At 70.5% G+C, this 15834-nt stretch carries 14 protein-coding genes; 10 read left to right on the plus strand and 4 right to left on the minus strand.

Annotation, left to right across the window (positions count from 1 at the left end):
- The first annotated feature begins 18 nt into the window (after positions 1-18).
- From NR111_RS06885 to NR111_RS06895, 3 genes are all read left to right on the plus strand, one after another.
- A complete protein-coding gene (locus tag NR111_RS06885) occupies positions 19-696 on the plus strand; it encodes a TetR/AcrR family transcriptional regulator (protein WP_256820363.1) in 678 nt (225 codons plus the stop codon).
- A gap of 85 nt (positions 697-781) precedes the next feature.
- Entirely contained in the window at positions 782-1186 is a 405-nt protein-coding gene (locus NR111_RS06890) for a four-helix bundle copper-binding protein (RefSeq protein WP_256820364.1), read from the plus strand.
- Between the two features lie 364 nt (positions 1187-1550).
- Positions 1551-2039, plus strand: coding sequence for a hypothetical protein (locus NR111_RS06895; RefSeq protein ID WP_256820365.1), 489 nt, complete (start codon positions 1551-1553; stop codon positions 2037-2039).
- 29 nt (positions 2040-2068) lie between these two features.
- Here the strand turns inward: NR111_RS06895 and NR111_RS06900 are convergent, their stop codons facing one another.
- On the minus strand, positions 2069-2257 hold the full coding sequence (locus tag NR111_RS06900) for a DUF6440 family protein (protein WP_067716403.1): 189 nt from the start codon (positions 2255-2257) through the stop codon (positions 2069-2071).
- 77 nt (positions 2258-2334) lie between these two features.
- Positions 2335-2727 (minus strand): hypothetical protein, encoded by a 393-nt coding sequence (locus tag NR111_RS06905; protein WP_256820366.1) that lies wholly within the window; start codon positions 2725-2727, stop codon positions 2335-2337.
- Between the two features lie 235 nt (positions 2728-2962).
- On the opposite strand from NR111_RS06905, the gene NR111_RS06910 reads away from it, so the two are divergent.
- Positions 2963-3499: a hypothetical protein gene (locus NR111_RS06910; protein ID WP_256820368.1), complete on the plus strand. Its 537-nt coding sequence runs from the start codon at positions 2963-2965 to the stop codon at positions 3497-3499.
- Between the two features lie 12 nt (positions 3500-3511).
- On the opposite strand, the gene NR111_RS06915 is transcribed toward NR111_RS06910, so the two are convergent.
- Positions 3512-4147: a TetR/AcrR family transcriptional regulator gene (locus NR111_RS06915; RefSeq protein ID WP_256820369.1), complete on the minus strand. Its 636-nt coding sequence runs from the start codon at positions 4145-4147 to the stop codon at positions 3512-3514.
- A gap of 87 nt (positions 4148-4234) precedes the next feature.
- On the opposite strand from NR111_RS06915, the gene NR111_RS06920 reads away from it, so the two are divergent.
- From NR111_RS06920 to NR111_RS06930, 3 genes are read left to right on the plus strand one after another with little or no spacing between them, the layout of a single operon-like run.
- Positions 4235-5377 (plus strand): hypothetical protein, encoded by a 1143-nt coding sequence (locus NR111_RS06920; RefSeq protein WP_256820370.1) that lies wholly within the window; start codon positions 4235-4237, stop codon positions 5375-5377.
- Positions 5374-6378, plus strand: coding sequence for a TIGR03617 family F420-dependent LLM class oxidoreductase (locus tag NR111_RS06925; RefSeq protein WP_256820371.1), 1005 nt, complete (start codon positions 5374-5376; stop codon positions 6376-6378). Before NR111_RS06920 ends, NR111_RS06925 begins: the two co-directional genes overlap by 4 nt.
- Positions 6375-8873, plus strand: coding sequence for a PEP/pyruvate-binding domain-containing protein (locus tag NR111_RS06930; protein ID WP_256820372.1), 2499 nt, complete (start codon positions 6375-6377; stop codon positions 8871-8873). The genes NR111_RS06925 and NR111_RS06930 overlap by 4 nt, the downstream gene beginning before the upstream one ends.
- Before the next feature lie 43 nt (positions 8874-8916).
- On the opposite strand, the gene NR111_RS06935 is transcribed toward NR111_RS06930, so the two are convergent.
- Positions 8917-10605, minus strand: a complete 1689-nt coding sequence (locus tag NR111_RS06935; RefSeq protein WP_256820373.1) for an HNH endonuclease signature motif containing protein — start codon at positions 10603-10605, stop codon at positions 8917-8919.
- A 528-nt stretch (positions 10606-11133) separates the two neighbouring features.
- Here NR111_RS06935 and NR111_RS06940 point away from each other — a divergent pair.
- From NR111_RS06940 to NR111_RS06950, 3 genes are all read left to right on the plus strand, one after another.
- On the plus strand, positions 11134-11337 hold the full coding sequence (locus NR111_RS06940; protein ID WP_067716139.1) for a hypothetical protein: 204 nt from the start codon (positions 11134-11136) through the stop codon (positions 11335-11337).
- A 231-nt stretch (positions 11338-11568) separates the two neighbouring features.
- On the plus strand, positions 11569-12621 hold the full coding sequence (locus tag NR111_RS06945; RefSeq protein WP_256820374.1) for a TerC family protein: 1053 nt from the start codon (positions 11569-11571) through the stop codon (positions 12619-12621).
- A gap of 184 nt (positions 12622-12805) precedes the next feature.
- Entirely contained in the window at positions 12806-15616 is a 2811-nt protein-coding gene (locus tag NR111_RS06950) for an aconitate hydratase (protein WP_256820375.1), read from the plus strand.
- The last annotated feature ends 218 nt before the right edge of the window (positions 15617-15834 follow it).

A 15834-nucleotide genomic window follows, 5' to 3' on the forward strand; every position in this document is an offset into this window, starting at 1 on the left:
GCCTCTAGACTCGAGCGCGTGCCCCGCCCCGCCACCCCGCGCTCCACTACCCCCCGCTCCACTACCCCCCGCCCCACCACACCCCGCGCCACCGCCACCCGGGACGCCCTCTACCTCGCCGGACTGCGCCGCTTCGCCTCGGACGGCTGGCGGACGGCACGGGTCCGCGACATCGTCGCCGATGCCGGCCAGGGCAACGACTCGGCGATCAACTACCACTTCGGCGGCCGCGCGGGACTGCTCGGGGAGGTGCTGCACCGCGGCGTCCTGCGAATGGAGGCGGAGCGACGCGCGGACCTGCACACGTGGGCGTCGTCGCCGCCCGACCTCGCCGAGATCGTGCGGGCGGTGGTGTCCCCGTTGGCGGATCTGTTGGACGACGACGAGGGCCGCTGGACGCTCCGGGTGATCGGCCAGCTGGGAGCGCTCGCGGAGGTGGGCCGGACGGTCAGCACCGGACCGGTCGCGGACACCGCACTGCAGGATCAGCTGGAGATGCTGGTCGCGGCCGCGACGGCGGCGTGCGGCCCGGACCTGGCCCGCCACCGGGTCCGGCAGTTCATCGTGATGCTCACCGCCGAGCTCGCGGCACGGGCCTGCGATCCCCCGGAGTTCGGACCCGCGCACGGGACGTACGTGGCCGACCTGATCGACGGGTTCGCGCGAGGGCTCGCGCGGCCCGCGCCCCGCCCCTGAAGGACACCTCCAAGCCCCCCACCAGGCGCTATATCGTCTTGATCTCAGACCTTGCGCCACCGGGCGGCACCAGTAGCGTGGAGGTATGAGCACTTCCGAGATGATCACGTCCCATCCGAATCCGACCGACGGCCTCGACGTGCACCTGCTCTCCGAGGCCATCGACGCGGCCGCGTCCTGCGCCACCACCTGCACGTCGTGCGCCGACGCGTGCCTCGCCGAGGAGTCCGTCGCCGACCTGCGCGACTGCATCCGCACCGACCTCGACTGCGCTGAAGTCTGCACCGCCACCGCCGCCCTGCTGAGCCGCCGGACCGGCAGCAACCTCGACGTCGTCAAGGCACAGTTGACGGCGTGCCGGACCGCCTGCGCGGCCTGCGCCGACGACTGCGAACAGCACGCCGAGATGCACGAGCACTGCAAGCACTGCGCCCGGGCCTGCCGCCGCTGCGAGAAGGCCTGCGCCGATCTGCTCGCCGCGATCGGCTGAGCTCACGATCAACAGCGCCCCCGGGTGGCAGCCGCGCGAGCCGTCTGGACCGGCGGTCACTTCCAGCCTCCCTGTTCGCAGGCCACGTCATCCGAGATCATGAAGTAACGCTTACCAAACTCTAGGCGATGGTACTGCTGGGAGAAGGGGTGGCGAGTGTCTCCCGCAGTCGCACAGAGCCGATCCGCGGCGGTGCCTTGCCGAGGGAGACACGATGGTCGGCTTCAGGCGGTCCAGACACGGAGATCGCCGCCCTGTCGGAGACGAGGCCGCCACCCGGCAGGCCCCTTCCCCGGCTCACGGCATCACAAGAAGCGCTCCGCGCCCGGCCTCCCCTCCGGGGCTCGGCTGGGCCGTCCTGGGTGTGGCGCTCCTCCTCGGCCTGTTCTTCCTGGTGCCGCTGGGCCTGGAACGATCGGCTGCGGTGGTTCCGACCACATCCGCCGACCCCGTCCCGCAGACTCCCGGTCCGCAGACCTGGGTCCTGTCGTCGACCGTCGCCGATCCGGGCCCGAACGCCGGTGACTCCGAGGCCGAGCGCGACCCGAAGGGCGCCCGCGCCACCGGAAACGACCGGGGCGGCGTCGGCGACGGCGACAGCGACGATTGGGCGTCCGTGATCATCCGGGTCCCCGCCGCCGGCCCGACCCCTGAACCCGGGGCCGTTTCGGCGACCACCACGGCGCATTCCGCCGCGCCGCCGGGCGGGTCCTCGCTGACGTCCGCGACCGCGCCCGCGACCGTGCCGACGTGTCCGCAGCCCACCCCGACCGGGCTCGCGGAGAAGCTGGGTGCGGATCTCGGCTCGACCTCAGGCACCGGCGACGGCACCGGCGGGGCGTGCGCGGGCTGACCTGCAGCGTCACCCCCGGCTGCGGCGGCCTAGAGCCCGTACTCGATCAGCGGCTTGCCCTGGGCGTCGACGAGCACGGTGAGCCCGCCCCCGCTCCCACCGGCCGAGCGCCACAGGTAGCAGACGCCGGTGCGGGTGTCGCGCAGGATCTCCGCGGTCCCGCCGAACCCCATCGACTCGGAATGGATCTTCTCGAACCGCTTGTCCTTTTTCGCCATGCGCCCATCGTGGCACCGGCGGGGTGCGCCGGACAAAGGTACGACGACGACGAGGTCACCCCGCCCCGGAATCCGATTCAGGAGTCGATGTGGCGGAACAGTCCGCGGGTGGCCTCGGCGACGGCCCGGTCCGGAGCACGGAGTTCGAACGGGATGGCGGGGTGGGGCTCGTTGTCGCGGGTGCGCATCCGGGCCTCGGTGGTCTGCGGGCGTCTGCGACCGCCGATCAGGTGAACGGCGACGACCATTCCCGCGAACACCATGACGGTGAACAGGGCGGGCAGCATCCAGGTGGTGCGGGACATCAGTGCGGCTCCGGCGGCGAGTTCGGCGGATGCGACGGTGGCGTTCAACGACGACCCGATCGTCAGCAGGCCTGCCCCCAGCGCGAGGGTCGCGGCGGTGAGGCCGAGTCCGACGAGGGCGGCCATCGTGATCGTGCTGCGGCGACGTACGGGGACCGTGCTCATGATGGATCTCCTGTCTGGGCGTCTATACAGGATTCGGAGGCCCCCGCCATCCGGATGGGTGGCGGACCGGAATGTTCCCGAGGTTCACACTGCCGCCCCTCGGATTCACACCGCGGCCCTCAGGGTGACCCGGATTCGACCCTGAGATCGGCCCTCACCGGTGCCGACGGGACGGTGTCGGGGGTTATGTTGGAGGGCGTCCCATCCCGCCAGCGACCCCTCGAATCGAGCCAGCATGAACGAGCAGCACGCGCGGCGACCGGACGGGCCGTGGTCCGAGGACTGGCTCGACCGGTCCGAGACGCCGGGGCAGGCCAACCCAACCGAGCGATTCCCCACCGAGCAGTTCCCCACGGCGCAGTTCCCGCCCGCCGAGCAGCATGAGCCCCAGCGCTACGAACCCCAGCGCTTCGCCAACCCGCACCACCCGGCCCAGCCGTACGCGCGACCGCCCGGGCCGCTGGCCCACGAGGGTGGGTTCCCGTACGGCATGCCGCCCGCCGCGCCCTACGGTCCGGCCGCCCCGTATGGCCCCGGCCAGCAGTTCGGGTACGCCGATCAGTACATCCCGCAGCACCTGCACGTGGCGCCGCACCAGTTCCCGCAGGGCCCCTACCCGCCGCAGTTCGGTTATCCGCCGATGCAGCAGACGGTGTACGTGCACGGCGGGCAGGTCAGGCGCGTCAATCACGCCCTGCACCTGATCCTCACGCTGCTGACCTTCGGACTGTGGCTGCCGGTCTGGATCATCCTGGCGATCGCGGGTTCCTGACCGGCTCCCGCCTCAGCCGCCGGCCTGCCACCGCCCGGTGATGAGCGCGGTCAGCTCCTCGGCCCACTGGTCGTCCAGGGCGGCGGCAGGGCTCACCAGCAGCCGGAAGATCGCCGCACCCGCGACGACCTCCGCCAGCACGGGCAGGTGGTCGTCGCTCCGGCGGGCCCGACCGAAGCGCGATTCGAACGCGGGCAGGTCGCCGGCGAGCCGGGCGATCATCCGGGCGTGCAGGTCGGCGTCGGCCACGGTGTCGGCGATGAGGCCGGGCAGCGCGACGCGCACCTCGGGTCGGTCGAACAGCACGCGGACCGTCTCGACCAGCGCGCGGATGTCGGCCTGCGGATCCCCGACAGCGGCACCAGCCCCACCGCCCGCGCCGTCGGGTAGCTCGAACGCCGGGATCACCTCGGCCTCGAGCACCGCCTCGTGGACGAGCTGCGCCTTGCTCGACCAGCGGCGATACAGCGCGGCGGTGGTCGTCCCGGCGCGCGCCGCGATGGCGGACAGCGTGAGCGCGGGATAGCCCGTCTCGAGGAGGAGCTCACGGGTCGCGGCGATGATCGCGGCGTCGATCCGACCGTCGCGCGGCCGTCCGGGCGCGGACTTCGCCGATCCGCCGCGCGCGCTGTCGCCGTCTGCTGTCATGGTCTCACCCTAGTTCCGATACGCCGCACATCGTATTCCCCGCCGTCGGCGCGAGACGCCACCACCCAGCACCCCAGGGAGAGCCCCGTGCACCTGAGCCCGCTCGACGAGTTCCCCATCCACCAGACGCCCGCGCCGCTGACGTGGCCGGCCACCTCGGACCGCAACTTCTACGACCGCTCCTACTTCAACGTGCTGGACCGCGAGGGCCGCTTCATGGTGCTCACCGGAATCGGCTACTACCCGCGCCTGGGCGTGAAGGACGCGTACTTCGTGGTCCGCCGCGGCGACACGCAGACCGCGGTGCGGATGAGCGACGCCATCGACGACGACCGCCTCAACCCCCACGTCGGCGGGTACCGGCTGGAGGTGATCGAGCCACTGCGGGAGATCCGGCTGACCCTCGAGCGAACGGAGGGCATCGCCGCGGACCTGACGTGGCGCGGCCTGTTCCCCGCCGCGCTGGAGGACCCGCACTCCATGCTCACCGACCGGCGGGTGACGCTCCAGGCCAGCCGGTTCGCGCAGGTCGGCTCGTGGGAGGGGTGGATCGAGATCGACGACGACAAGATGGAGGTCACCCACTCCTCGTCGGTCGCCGCCCGGGACCGCTCGTGGGGCATCCGCCCGGTGGGCGAGGCCGAACCGGCCGGCAGGCCCGACACGGCGTTCCGGGGCATGTGGTGGCTGTATCTCCCGCTGGCGTTCGATGATTTCCAGCTGTTCCTCATCCTGCAGGAGGACCCGGACGGCCACCGCAGCCTCTACGACTGCACCCGCCGCTGGGCCGACGGCCGGGTCGAGCAGCTCGACGGCGTGCGCGTGGCGGTCGAGTACACCCCCGGCACCCGCATCCCGACCGGCGTGCGGGTGGAGTTCATGAACCGCGCGGGCGACCAGATCCGGCTCGAGGTGGAGTCCCGGCTGTACGCCCCGATCGCGTTCGGCTCCGGCTACGGCGGCGACTCCACGTGGGCGCACGGCAGCTGGAAGGGCGAGGGTTTCACCGACCGCGTGACCTTCGATCTCACGGACCCGCAGGTCATGGCCGGGGCGGCGTTCAGTCTCATCGACCACGTGGGCCACGCCGTGTGCACCGAGGCCGACGGCACCACCCGCGAGGGCGCGGGCCTGTTCGAGCACGGGGTGATCGGCCCGCATCACCCCTCGGGGTTCTCGGACTGGACCGACGGCGCCGAGCCCGGCGCAGACGCGGGGGCGCAGGCATGAAGGTCATGACGGCCCTGTTCAGCCCCACCGACGCGGTCCGGCGGGCGGAGGAGCTCAGGGAGGCGGGCGCGTCCGGGGTGTTCACCTTCGAGGGCCCGCACGACGTGTTCACCCCCCTCGTGCTGGCCTCGCAGGTCGGCGGCCTGGACCTGATGTCCAACGTGGCGATCGCCTTCCCCCGCAACCCCATCCAGCTCGCGCACCAGGCGCACGACCTGCAGACGCTCAGCGAGGGACGGTTCGTCCTGGGCCTGGGCACGCAGATCCGGGCGCAGATCGAGAAGCGCTACGGCACCGAATTCGACCGGCCCGTCGAGCGGATGAAGGACCTCGTGGGCGCCCTGCGGGCGATCTTCCATACATGGGCCACGGGCGAGCGACTGGACTTCCGCGGCGAGTTCTACCGCCACACCCTCATGACCCCCACGTTCGTGCCGCCGCCCACCCCGTACGGCCCGCCGCCCATCTACCTCGGTGCGCTCGGCCCGCGACTGACGCGCGCGGCGGCCGAGGTCGCCGACGGGCTGCTCGTGATGCCGTTCGGCACCACGAAGTTCCTCCACGAGCACACGATGACGAACGTGCGGGCTGGCCTGGCGGCCGCCGGGCGGAGCGAGGCCGAGTTCGAGGTGGTGCCCGAGGTGATCGTGGCCGTGACTAACGACCAGAGCGACGACGACGACCACATGTCCACCCGTCGCCTGTTGGCGTTCTACGGCTCGACGCCCGCCTACAAACCGGTGTTGGATGCCCACGGCTGGGGCGATCTGCAGCCCGAGCTGAACGCCATGAGCAAGCAGGGGCGGTGGCAGGAAATGACGACGCTCATCAGCGACGAGATCCTGCACACGATCGCCGCGTGCGGTTCCCCGGCCGAGGTCGCCGCCCACGTCCGCGACCGCGTGGACGGCGTCGGCGACCGCGTGTGCCTGTACCAGACCGGGCCGATCGCCACCGATGCGCTCGCGCAGATCGTCGACGAGTTGTCGAGTCGGCCGTGAACACCGTCGAGTTCGAGCAGGTCACCGACGACCGCTACGGCGGCAAAGCCGCAGGCCTGGCCGAGCTCATCCGAATAGGCCTGGATGTGCCGCCGGGGTTCGTCATCGCGGACGCGGGAGCCGACCTCGTCGTCGTCGACACTCAGTCCGACACCACCGTCCCAGACCACACCATCGTCCCAGCCGACACCGCCGCCCGGTGGTACCGGCGTATGGCCGACGCAGACGCGACTCCGGTCGCGGTGCGGTCCTCGGCGGCCGGGGAGGACGGCGCGCAACAGTCCTTCGCCGGGCAGTACGACACCGTGCTGGGCGTGGACTCGGCCGAGGCGCTGGCCGAGGCGGTGCGGACGTGCGTGGCGTCGGCGGCATCGGGGCGCGCGACGGCCTACCGCGGCGCAGGGCCCGACTCCCCTGCCACCGACCTCCCCGCCACCATGCACCTGGTGGTCCAGCAGATGGTGGACGCCCGCGCGGCCGGCGTGGTGTTCACCGCCGACCCCGCCACGGGCCGGCGCGACCTCATGGTGATCGACGCCATCGCCGGGCTGGGCGAGTCGCTGGTCGACGGCACCGCCTCCCCCGACCACCTGGTCCTCGACGCCGCCGGCACCGTGGCGGTGCGCGAGGTCGGCGAGCGCCCGGTGCTCCTCGCCGAGGACATCGCGGCGATCCGCTCCGGCGCACTGACCGCCGAGCGGCACTGGGACCGGCCGATGGATCTGGAGTGGGCGATCGACCGGGACGGGCGGCTGTGGTGGCTGCAGGCGCGGCCGATCACCACGCTGCCCGCGGGCCTGGGCGGGATGGATTCGACGCTCGCCGGCAGCGACCACGTGTACACGCGCTGCAACATCGGCGAGATGATGCCGGGGGCGTACTGCCCGCTCACCGCGTCGGTGTCGGGGTACGCGATCGACCACGCCATGCAGACGGTGCAGGTGGTCGCCCGCGCGCAGCCGAGTTACGAGCAACCGTGGCTGCAGGTGGGCTACTTCTCCGGGCACATGTTCCTCAACCTCACCGAGGGCACCGCGCTGAGCTCGGGACTGCTGGGCAATTCGCTGGAGCAGTTCTCCACGTCGATCTGCGGGCGGGTGGTCGACGAGCTCGTGCCCAAGCCGCCGCAGCCGTTCCCGCGGCGACTCGGTAATACGGTTCGCCTGTCGACGTTCGCCCTCACCGCGGGCCCGGCCGTGCGGGGTCTGGGCGAGCAGATCGGCGCGTTCGAGGTCCCCACCGGCTGCGACCCTCTACGGGTGTGGCGACATCTCGAGGGCGGGATGCGGCTGTACTGCGAAGTGACATTGACGCACGTGCGGTCCTCGTCTCGCGCGGCGGTCGCGGCCAACGTGCTGGAGAGCGTGCTCATGCGGCAGGCCGTCGCCGCGGGCGGCACCGAGGACAACGGCCGCGCCGAGGCCTCCCGGCTCATGGCCGGCGCCGCAGATGTGGAGAGTGCGCTCATGCTGGCCGAACTCGACGCCGTGGTGCGGTTGTTGGCCGCCGACTCCGGCGCCGCCGAGCGGTTTCTCGGAGCGGATCCCGGCGCGGCGGTGGAGGCGGTGCTCGCCTCGGCTGACGGGTGGGGCGTCGCGCTGCGGCGGTTCCTGTCACGCCATGGCCATCGCGGGTATCGCGAGCTGTGTATGCGAGACGCGTCGTGGGCCGACGATCCCGAGGGGTTGGGCGCGATCATGCAGGTCATGGTGCGGTCCACGCTCGAGCGGGGTGGGCGGGCGTCCGAGACCGCGGCGGTCCCGGAGCCGGAGTCACCCGCGATCCGCCAGCTGGCGCGGTGGGCCCGGGCCGGGGCGCGGGGCCGCGAGGAGACCAAGTCCAGGATGGCGCTGATGGCGCACTCCTTGAAGCGCGGTTATCGACATCTGGGCGAGGTGCTCTCGGCGTCCGGGCGGCTGCCCGATGCGGATCTGGTGTTCTTCTTCGACCGGCCCGAGCTGGCGCGGATCGTCGGCGCGCCGGGCCCGGTGACCGGCGGACTCGGGAGCCACGGCCCGGACGGCAGCGTGTCGGCCTCCCCGGAGGAACTGGTCGCGCAGGCTGTCGAGCGTCGGAAGGCGCTGGCGTTCCAGGACGCGCTCGAGTTCCCGGACGTGTCGGTGGGCCGGCCGACTGCGTTGATCGCCCGGCCGCCCCGCGAGGCTGCGGGCGGCGAGATCGTGGGCCGTCCGGCGAGCCGCGGAACGGTGGAGGGCGTGGTGCGGGTGGCCCGCTCGATCGTCGACGCCCGCGAGGTGCAGCCCGGTGAGATCCTGGTCGCGCCCGTGACGGACGTGGGCTGGACTCCGTATTTCACGGTGATCGCGGCGCTGGTCACTGATATCGGCAGTTCTGTCTCTCACGGCGCGGTGGTCGCCCGCGAGTACGGCCTGCCATGCGTGGTCAACACCATCGATGCCACCCGAACGCTGCGCACCGGCGACCGCGTCCGAGTGGACGGCGACCGCGGCGTGGTGACTCGACTGGAGGGGTGAGGGCCCGGCACCCAGCTACTGCGCCGCAAACTGCGCGGTCAGGTCAGAACGGTGGTGGGTCGATGAGTTCGTCGAGGCGTTCGTGGAGTAGGGCGCGGATGCCTTTTTCGATGTCGCTGTGGTGGGGTTTGTTGCGGGCCCACCAGCGGCTGGCGCTCTCGGGGGTGGCGCTGGCGGGGGTGGCGGCGTCCGTGCCCGTGCCGGTCTCTGCGACCGTGCCGTTCCCGGAGGCGCCCGTCCCGGTGCCGGGGGCGGGTGGGGTGGGGTCAAAGGTGCGGGCGCGTTCGGCCTTGCGGCGTTCGGTGCGGTGGCGGGAGGCGCGGCGCGACCAGAAGGTCGGCTCGGCGTCGGCCTGCTCGTCACCGGTGGGCCTTGGGCTGCGGCGTTGTTGCCGGGTCCACGCCTCGGTTTCGGCGCGGGCATGTTCACGCCGGTACTCGGCCAGCGGGCCGGAGGGTCGGGTGAGCATGGTGGTGCCGTCCGGGGTGCGCACCAGCAGGGTGCCGTCGGGCTGCAGGTCGTAGATCCAGTCGGAGAAGGTCTTGAACCGGTGATGGCGCCGGCACATTGCGGCGAGGTTGGCCTCGATGGTGTGTCCGCCCCGTTGGGGGTCGGCGTGATCAAACGGCACCACATGGTCCAGATCACAGGCCTCGGCCGGGATCGCGCAGCCGGGGTGGCGGCAGGTGCCATCGCGCAGCCGGATCCGTCGCGCGAGTTCGGCGCTGGGCCGGTATTTCAGGGCGGCGCGGGCGTCGTCGGCGGCGCCGATGCGCGGGTCGATGGGCTCGAGGGTGGCGCCGTCGCTGGTGGCGAGCATGTCGAGCAGGGCCTGCAGGGCGGCCTGGCCGGTGCGGGTGAACTCCACTCGGGCGCCGCCAGCGTCGCGGGCGGTGTTGCCGGTGGCGATGACGGTGACCTTCGGCCGCAACGCCACCCCACCGGTCCCGCCGGGGCGGGCCGCGGTGCCGGCCGGGGCGGGATCGCCGCACACCAGAGACATCAGGGCGTCGGCGCGACGCTCGGCGATCGAGTAATCCTCGACCTCGCCAGAGCCGCCAGCGCCGCCAGCGCCGCCGGCGCCGGGGTTGGCGGTGTCGGCTTGGGTGTTGGCAGATGCTTGGGCGTCGGCGTACTTGTGGTCTTTCACGCGCTGGTCGAGGGCCTCGGCCAGGACGGCCGCTTCCTCGGTGGCCAGGATCGCCGAGACGCTGGACATGCCGTCGACGCCCTTGTGCAGTCGCACCCCGCGGGTGCGGGCCGCTTCCTGGCGGCGCAGGCGGATGCCGTTCGAGTCGTAGCGGGCGATGATGGCGTCGATGTTGCCGCGGATGGCTTTCTCGCCCAGGCGCACCCCGCCCTCGATCGCGGCGAGATACTCCTCGACGACCTGCCGCTGCACCGCCTCGAGCACATCGACGTGGACGGTGGCCATCTGCGAGGCGAGGATATTCGCGGCCTGCAGATCCAGCCGCCCCTGCGCCATCGCGGACAGGATCGCCGGATACCGCAGGTGCAGATCGAGGGCGAAGGTGATCATCCGTTCGGCCCGGCCCGTCGAGATCGCCATCGCCGACACCACGTACCCGGCCGCGACATCGATCGGATCGAGCACGGCATGACCGGGCCGACACTCACCGCCGCCCGCCCCGGACTCCTCCCGACGCTGGCATTCGACAAACAACTCGTAACAGGCCACGAACCGGCGCGCCACCGCACGATTCTCGCCCATCCACCCCTCACGCGCCGCCGCCCGCAACCCCGACAACGAAGAGGGCGCCGCGGAACCGGCGCCGCCATCAGACGGGGACGGACCACCGGACGAGGAGGGGCCACCGGACGGGGACGGGGACGGACCACCGGCCGAGGGCGAGCCACCGGACGGGGACGGGGACGGGCCACCGGCCGAGGCGTCTGCGTTTCCGCCCATGTGCTCCACCCCCTGACCGTCCGGCTACCTGATATCGAATCTTTGTTCTATGATACGCACACACATTCGAACAGGCAAGGGTTGAATCAGGATATTTCGCCACCCGAGGCCCAGCCCTCTTGACTGGCGCAGAAGCCCTCAACCAGCAAGGTGGACTCGTCGCAACAGGCCCCCTCCACGCCGCAAGATCCCCCGAAGCATCGACCACAACAGGCTCTCGACCCGGGACGATGCCAGCGAGACGATCATTCGTTGCCGCCGCCCCTGGCGCCGCTCGCGGGAGGCTGCTAGAGGTGGAGGTACACGCCCCTGCGCCAGGAGGAGGACGAGATGATCGCCGAGGACCGTATCGACCCGGACGAGTACACCCCGGGCCCGGATTCAGTCACCGCACCCGAGGAGTACGAGCCCGAGGTGACCGTCGAGGACCCCTTCCGCGAGGCAAATCCGGCCGACGTTGCCGAGCAGGCCATCGAGCTCCCCGCCGATGACGGCGACGGCGAAGCGGTGGGTGACGACGACGAGGTCGCCTGACCCTGCGCTCCGCGCCTGAGCCGGGCGCGGAGCGTGCCGAACCGGCAAGGGGTGTAGCCAAGGTGACGAATCCGCCGTTGCGCCGCCCTGCCGGTGCCGCTAACCTTGCAGCACCAGAAGGGGAGTATCCCTCACACGCGTCGTCGTCATTCCGGCCCTCGGGCCCGGCGGCGCGGGCCGACCAGGCCGGGAGAGACCTTCGATCACCCACTGATCGAAAGGTCCCAGATAATGCACACCCCTCTCTGGCTCTGGCTCGCGGTCATCGCCTTCATCGTCTTGATGCTGGCCATCGACCTCTTCGCCCACCGCAAAGCCCATGTCATTGGCGTCAGGGAAGCCGCGATGTGGTCTGCCATCTGGATCGCCCTCGGCGTCGGCTTCGGCGCGATCGTCTGGGCGGTCTGGGGCGCGGACTTCGGCCAGCAGTACTTCGCCGGATATCTCATCGAGAAGTCTCTGGCAGTGGACAACGTCTTCGTCTGGGCGATCATCTTCGCCCACTTCGCGGTGCCCGCCCAGTTCCAGCACCGGGTCCTGTTCCTCGGCGTCCTGGGCGCGCTGGTATTCCGCGGCATCTTCATCGCCGGCGGCGCGCTGCTCATCCAGAACTTCTCCTGGATCCTGTACATCTTCGCCGCATTCCTGCTGTACACGGGCTTTCGCATGATCCGCCAGCGCGACGAGCACCTCAACCCGGACCAGTCCCGCATTCTCGCGGTCTTCCGCCGGCTGGTGCCCATGACGGACACGTTCCACGGTCAGCGGCTGCTGGTCCGTAAGGGCGGGCTGATCATGGCCACTCCCCTGTTGGCTGTGCTGGTGCTGGTCGAGACGACCGATGTGGTCTTCGCCGTCGACTCCATTCCCGCCATCTTCGCGGTCACCGACGAGGTGTTCCTGGTCTTCACGGCCAACGCGTTCGCGATCCTGGGCCTGCGCGCGATGTACTTCCTGCTGGCGGATCTGGTCCACCGGTTCGTCTACCTCAAGATCGGGCTGGCACTAGTGCTGATGTGGGTCGGCGCGAAGATGCTGCTCAAGATCGACGTCCTCTACATTCCGACCCCCATCTCGCTGGCCGTGATCGCGACCATCCTCACCGTGTCGATCGTGGCGAGCCTGCGGGCCACGCGTGGTCACGAGCGCCAGAGCCTGCCGACACCGGCCGAACCTCCGTTCCGTATCGCCACCGCCGAGGAGGACACGCAGCTCGAGCCGCTGTTCCGTCGCGGGCGGACGCGCGGCGTGTCAGAGGACTCCCCCGCCGCGACACCACGCTGACCGTTGCCGAAGAGCGTCCCGCGCACACCCCGCGAGAAGCGGGTGCGCGGGACTCTCTCGAGCCCCGGCCCGGGTACGCGTGACGCCTTATAACTTCCGGCTTTCGGGAGTAGGGTCGGCAACAACGCCGGTGATCCTCGTCACTAGCACGGGCCGCACCGGCACCTCTACGAAAGGGCCGGTCATGAGTGTCAACAGTTTCGGTTCGAGGGATTCGCTGGCAGTCGGGGGCGTGGACTACGAGGTCTACCGACTCGATCAGGTCTCCACCGCGGTCCCGCTCCCCTACAGCCTCAAGGTCCTGCTGGAGAATCTCCTGCGCAACGAGGACGGCCGAGTGGTGACGGCCGAGCAGGTCGAGGCACTGCGGGAGTGGACTCCCCAGTCCCCGCCGGAGCGGGAGATCCAGTACACGCCCGCCCGGGTGCTGATGCAGGACTTCACCGGGGTGCCGTGCGTGGTGGATCTGGTCGCGATGCGCGATGCCATCACCGACCTCGGCGGCGACCCCAAGAAGATCAATCCGCTCATCCCCGGCGAGCTCGTGATCGACCACTCGATCATCGCGGACGTATTCGGCCGCCCAGATGCGTTCGAGGTCAATGCCGAGCTGGAGTTCGGCCGCAACCAGGAGCGCTACCAGCTGCTCCGGTGGGCGCAGGAGTCGTTCGCCGACTTCGTGGTGGTCCCGCCGAACACCGGCATCTGCCACCAGGTCAACCTCGAATACCTGTCCCGGGTCGTCTTCACGCGCGAGGGGACCGACGGTATGACCCAGGCCTACCCGGACACGCTCGTCGGTACCGACTCCCACACGCCGATGGTCAACGGTCTCGGCGTGCTGGGCTGGGGCGTCGGCGGCATCGAGGCGGAGGCCGCGTTGCTCGGCCAGCCGATGAGCATGCTGATCCCGCAGGTCATCGGGCTCAAGCTGACCGGCGAGTTGCGGGAGGGCACCACGGCAACCGATCTCGTCCTCACAGTCGCGGAGCTGCTGCGCCAGACCGGCGTCGTGGGCAAGTTCGTGGAGTTCTTCGGCCCCGGTGTCGCCGCGGTCCCGCTGGCCAACCGGGCGACACTGGGCAACATGAGCCCCGAGTTCGGCTCGACGTGCGCCATCTTCCCCGTGGACGACGAGACTCTCGACTACCTGCGGCTGACCGGTCGGTCGGAGCAGCAGATCGAGCTGGTCGAGGTCTATGCCAAGGAGCAGGGCCTGTGGCACGACCCGGACAACCCTGCCGAGTACAGCGAGATCATCGAGCTGGACCTGGGGACGGTGGTGCCCTCGATCGCCGGACCCAAGCGGCCGCAGGACCGCATCGCGCTGGGTGATGCGCCGGCCGTGGTGCTGGGCAATCTCGACGAGGAGAAGAACCGGTCGGAGAAGGACGACGGGAGCCTGGATGACGCCTCGGCGGACTCCTTCCCCGCCAGCGATCCGGTCTCCCCCGGTTCCAGTACGGCGAAGAACGAGCCTCCCCGCCACTACTCCGAGGAGCAGCTGACCGCCAACGCCGAGCTCGGGTGGCCGAGCGATCCCGCGGAGATCATGATCGACGGTGACGAGTCGCCGGTGATCTTCGACCACGCGGACGTGGTCATCGCGGCGATCACCTCGTGCACCAACACGTCCAACCCCTCGGTGATGATCGGTGCGGCGCTGCTGGCCAAGAAGGCCGTCGAGCGGGGTCTGAAGCCCAAGCCGTGGGTCAAGACGACGTTGGCCCCCGGGTCTCGGGTCGTCACCGACTATTACGACCGGTCCGGCCTCACCCCCTACCTGGCGGAGCTCGGGTTCGATCTGGTCGGCTACGGCTGCACGACGTGTATCGGCAACTCCGGGCCGCTGACCCCGGCGGTGAGCAGGGCGGTCAATGACAAGGACCTCAACGTCGCCGCGGTCCTGTCGGGCAACCGCAACTTCGAGGGCCGCATCCACCCCGAGGTCAAGATGAACTTCCTGGCGTCCCCGCCGCTGGTCATCGCCTATGCGCTGGCCGGAACGATGCGCAAGAACCTTCTTGAGGACCCGCTCGGAACGGGCTCTGACGGCGAGCCGGTCTACCTCCGTGATGTGTGGCCCAGCTCGGCGGAGATCAAGGAGGTCGTGGACGCCAATCTCGAGGCAGACATGTTCACCAAGGGCTACGCCGACGTCTTCGACGGGGACGACAACTGGCGCGGCATGGACGTGCCGGGGGGTGACAAGTTCGACTGGATCGAGGACTCCACCTACATCCGCCGGCCGCCGTACTTCGACGGAATGGCGGTCGAGCCCGAGCCGATGCGGGACATCACCGACGCCCGCGTCCTGGCGCTGCTGGGCGATTCTGTGACCACGGACCACATCTCACCGGCCGGGGCGATCAAGCCCAGTTCGCCCGCGGGCGAGTACCTGCAGCAGCAGGGGGTCGAGCCGGCGGACTTCAATTCGTACGGGTCGAGGCGCGGCAATCACGAGGTGATGATCCGTGGCACGTTCGCCAACGTCCGGCTGCGGAATCTGTTGGCGCCCGGCACCGAGGGCGGGGTCACCACCCATTTCCCCAGCGGTGAGCAGACCAGCATCTATGACGCCTCGAACCGCTACGCCGAGGAGGGCGTGCCGTTGGTGGTGATCGCCGGGGCCGAGTACGGGTCCGGGTCGTCGCGGGACTGGGCGGCCAAGGGTACGTCCCTGCTGGGGGTACGGGCGGTGATCGCGCAGTCGTACGAGCGGATCCACCGCTCGAACCTCATCGGGATGGGTGTCCTGCCCCTGCAGTTCCCCGAGGGCGAGTCCGCCGAGAGTCTCGGCCTCAAGGGCGACGAGTTGTTCTCCATCACCGGGCTCGAGGGCCGGGACAGCGTTCCGGAGGAGGTGACGGTCCGGGCCGGCGAGGGCGACTCGGCGGTCGAGTTCACGGCGAAGGTCCGCATCGACACCCCGGCGGAGGAGGCGTACTACGAGCACGGCGGCATCCTGCCGTACATGCTCCGCCAGATGCTCTGACGCCGCGCCCCTCCCACGCCCGCGACCCAGCCCACCGTCGCGAAGAGCGTTCCGCGCACGTTCTGCGAGAGGCAGGTGCGCTGAACTGTCTTGTCGATGAGGCGCGAGTTGGCTCGCGGGGTGTCGACGACGACGAGGTGAGCTCTCGCGCACGCCCGCGTCGTCGAGGCCTTCCGAACCGGCTCAGGTGCCGGCCCGGATTCGGGGTCCCGCCTCAT

Origin of the sequence: Dietzia sp. Die43 (genome assembly GCF_024519835.1) — a bacterium.
Taxonomy (GTDB): Bacteria; Actinomycetota; Actinomycetes; order Mycobacteriales; family Mycobacteriaceae; genus Dietzia; species Dietzia kunjamensis.

Bases quoted from the DNA above. Each gene is read 5' to 3' on its own strand.
- NR111_RS06890 (WP_256820364.1), top strand. From the start codon at position 782: ATGAGCACTTCCGAGATGATCACGTCCCATCCGAATCCGACCGACGGC.
- NR111_RS06900 (WP_067716403.1), bottom strand. From the start codon at position 2,257: ATGGCGAAAAAGGACAAGCGGTTCGAGAAGATCCATTCCGAGTCGATG.
- NR111_RS06905 (WP_256820366.1), bottom strand. From the start codon at position 2,727: ATGAGCACGGTCCCCGTACGTCGCCGCAGCACGATCACGATGGCCGCC.
- NR111_RS06910 (WP_256820368.1), top strand. From the start codon at position 2,963: ATGAACGAGCAGCACGCGCGGCGACCGGACGGGCCGTGGTCCGAGGAC.
- NR111_RS06915 (WP_256820369.1), bottom strand. From the start codon at position 4,147: ATGACAGCAGACGGCGACAGCGCGCGCGGCGGATCGGCGAAGTCCGCG.
- NR111_RS06925 (WP_256820371.1), top strand. From the start codon at position 5,374: ATGAAGGTCATGACGGCCCTGTTCAGCCCCACCGACGCGGTCCGGCGG.
- NR111_RS06935 (WP_256820373.1), bottom strand. From the start codon at position 10,605: ATGGGCGAGAATCGTGCGGTGGCGCGCCGGTTCGTGGCCTGTTACGAG.
- NR111_RS06940 (WP_067716139.1), top strand. From the start codon at position 11,134: ATGATCGCCGAGGACCGTATCGACCCGGACGAGTACACCCCGGGCCCG.
- NR111_RS06945 (WP_256820374.1), top strand. From the start codon at position 11,569: ATGCACACCCCTCTCTGGCTCTGGCTCGCGGTCATCGCCTTCATCGTC.
- NR111_RS06950 (WP_256820375.1), top strand. From the start codon at position 12,806: ATGAGTGTCAACAGTTTCGGTTCGAGGGATTCGCTGGCAGTCGGGGGC.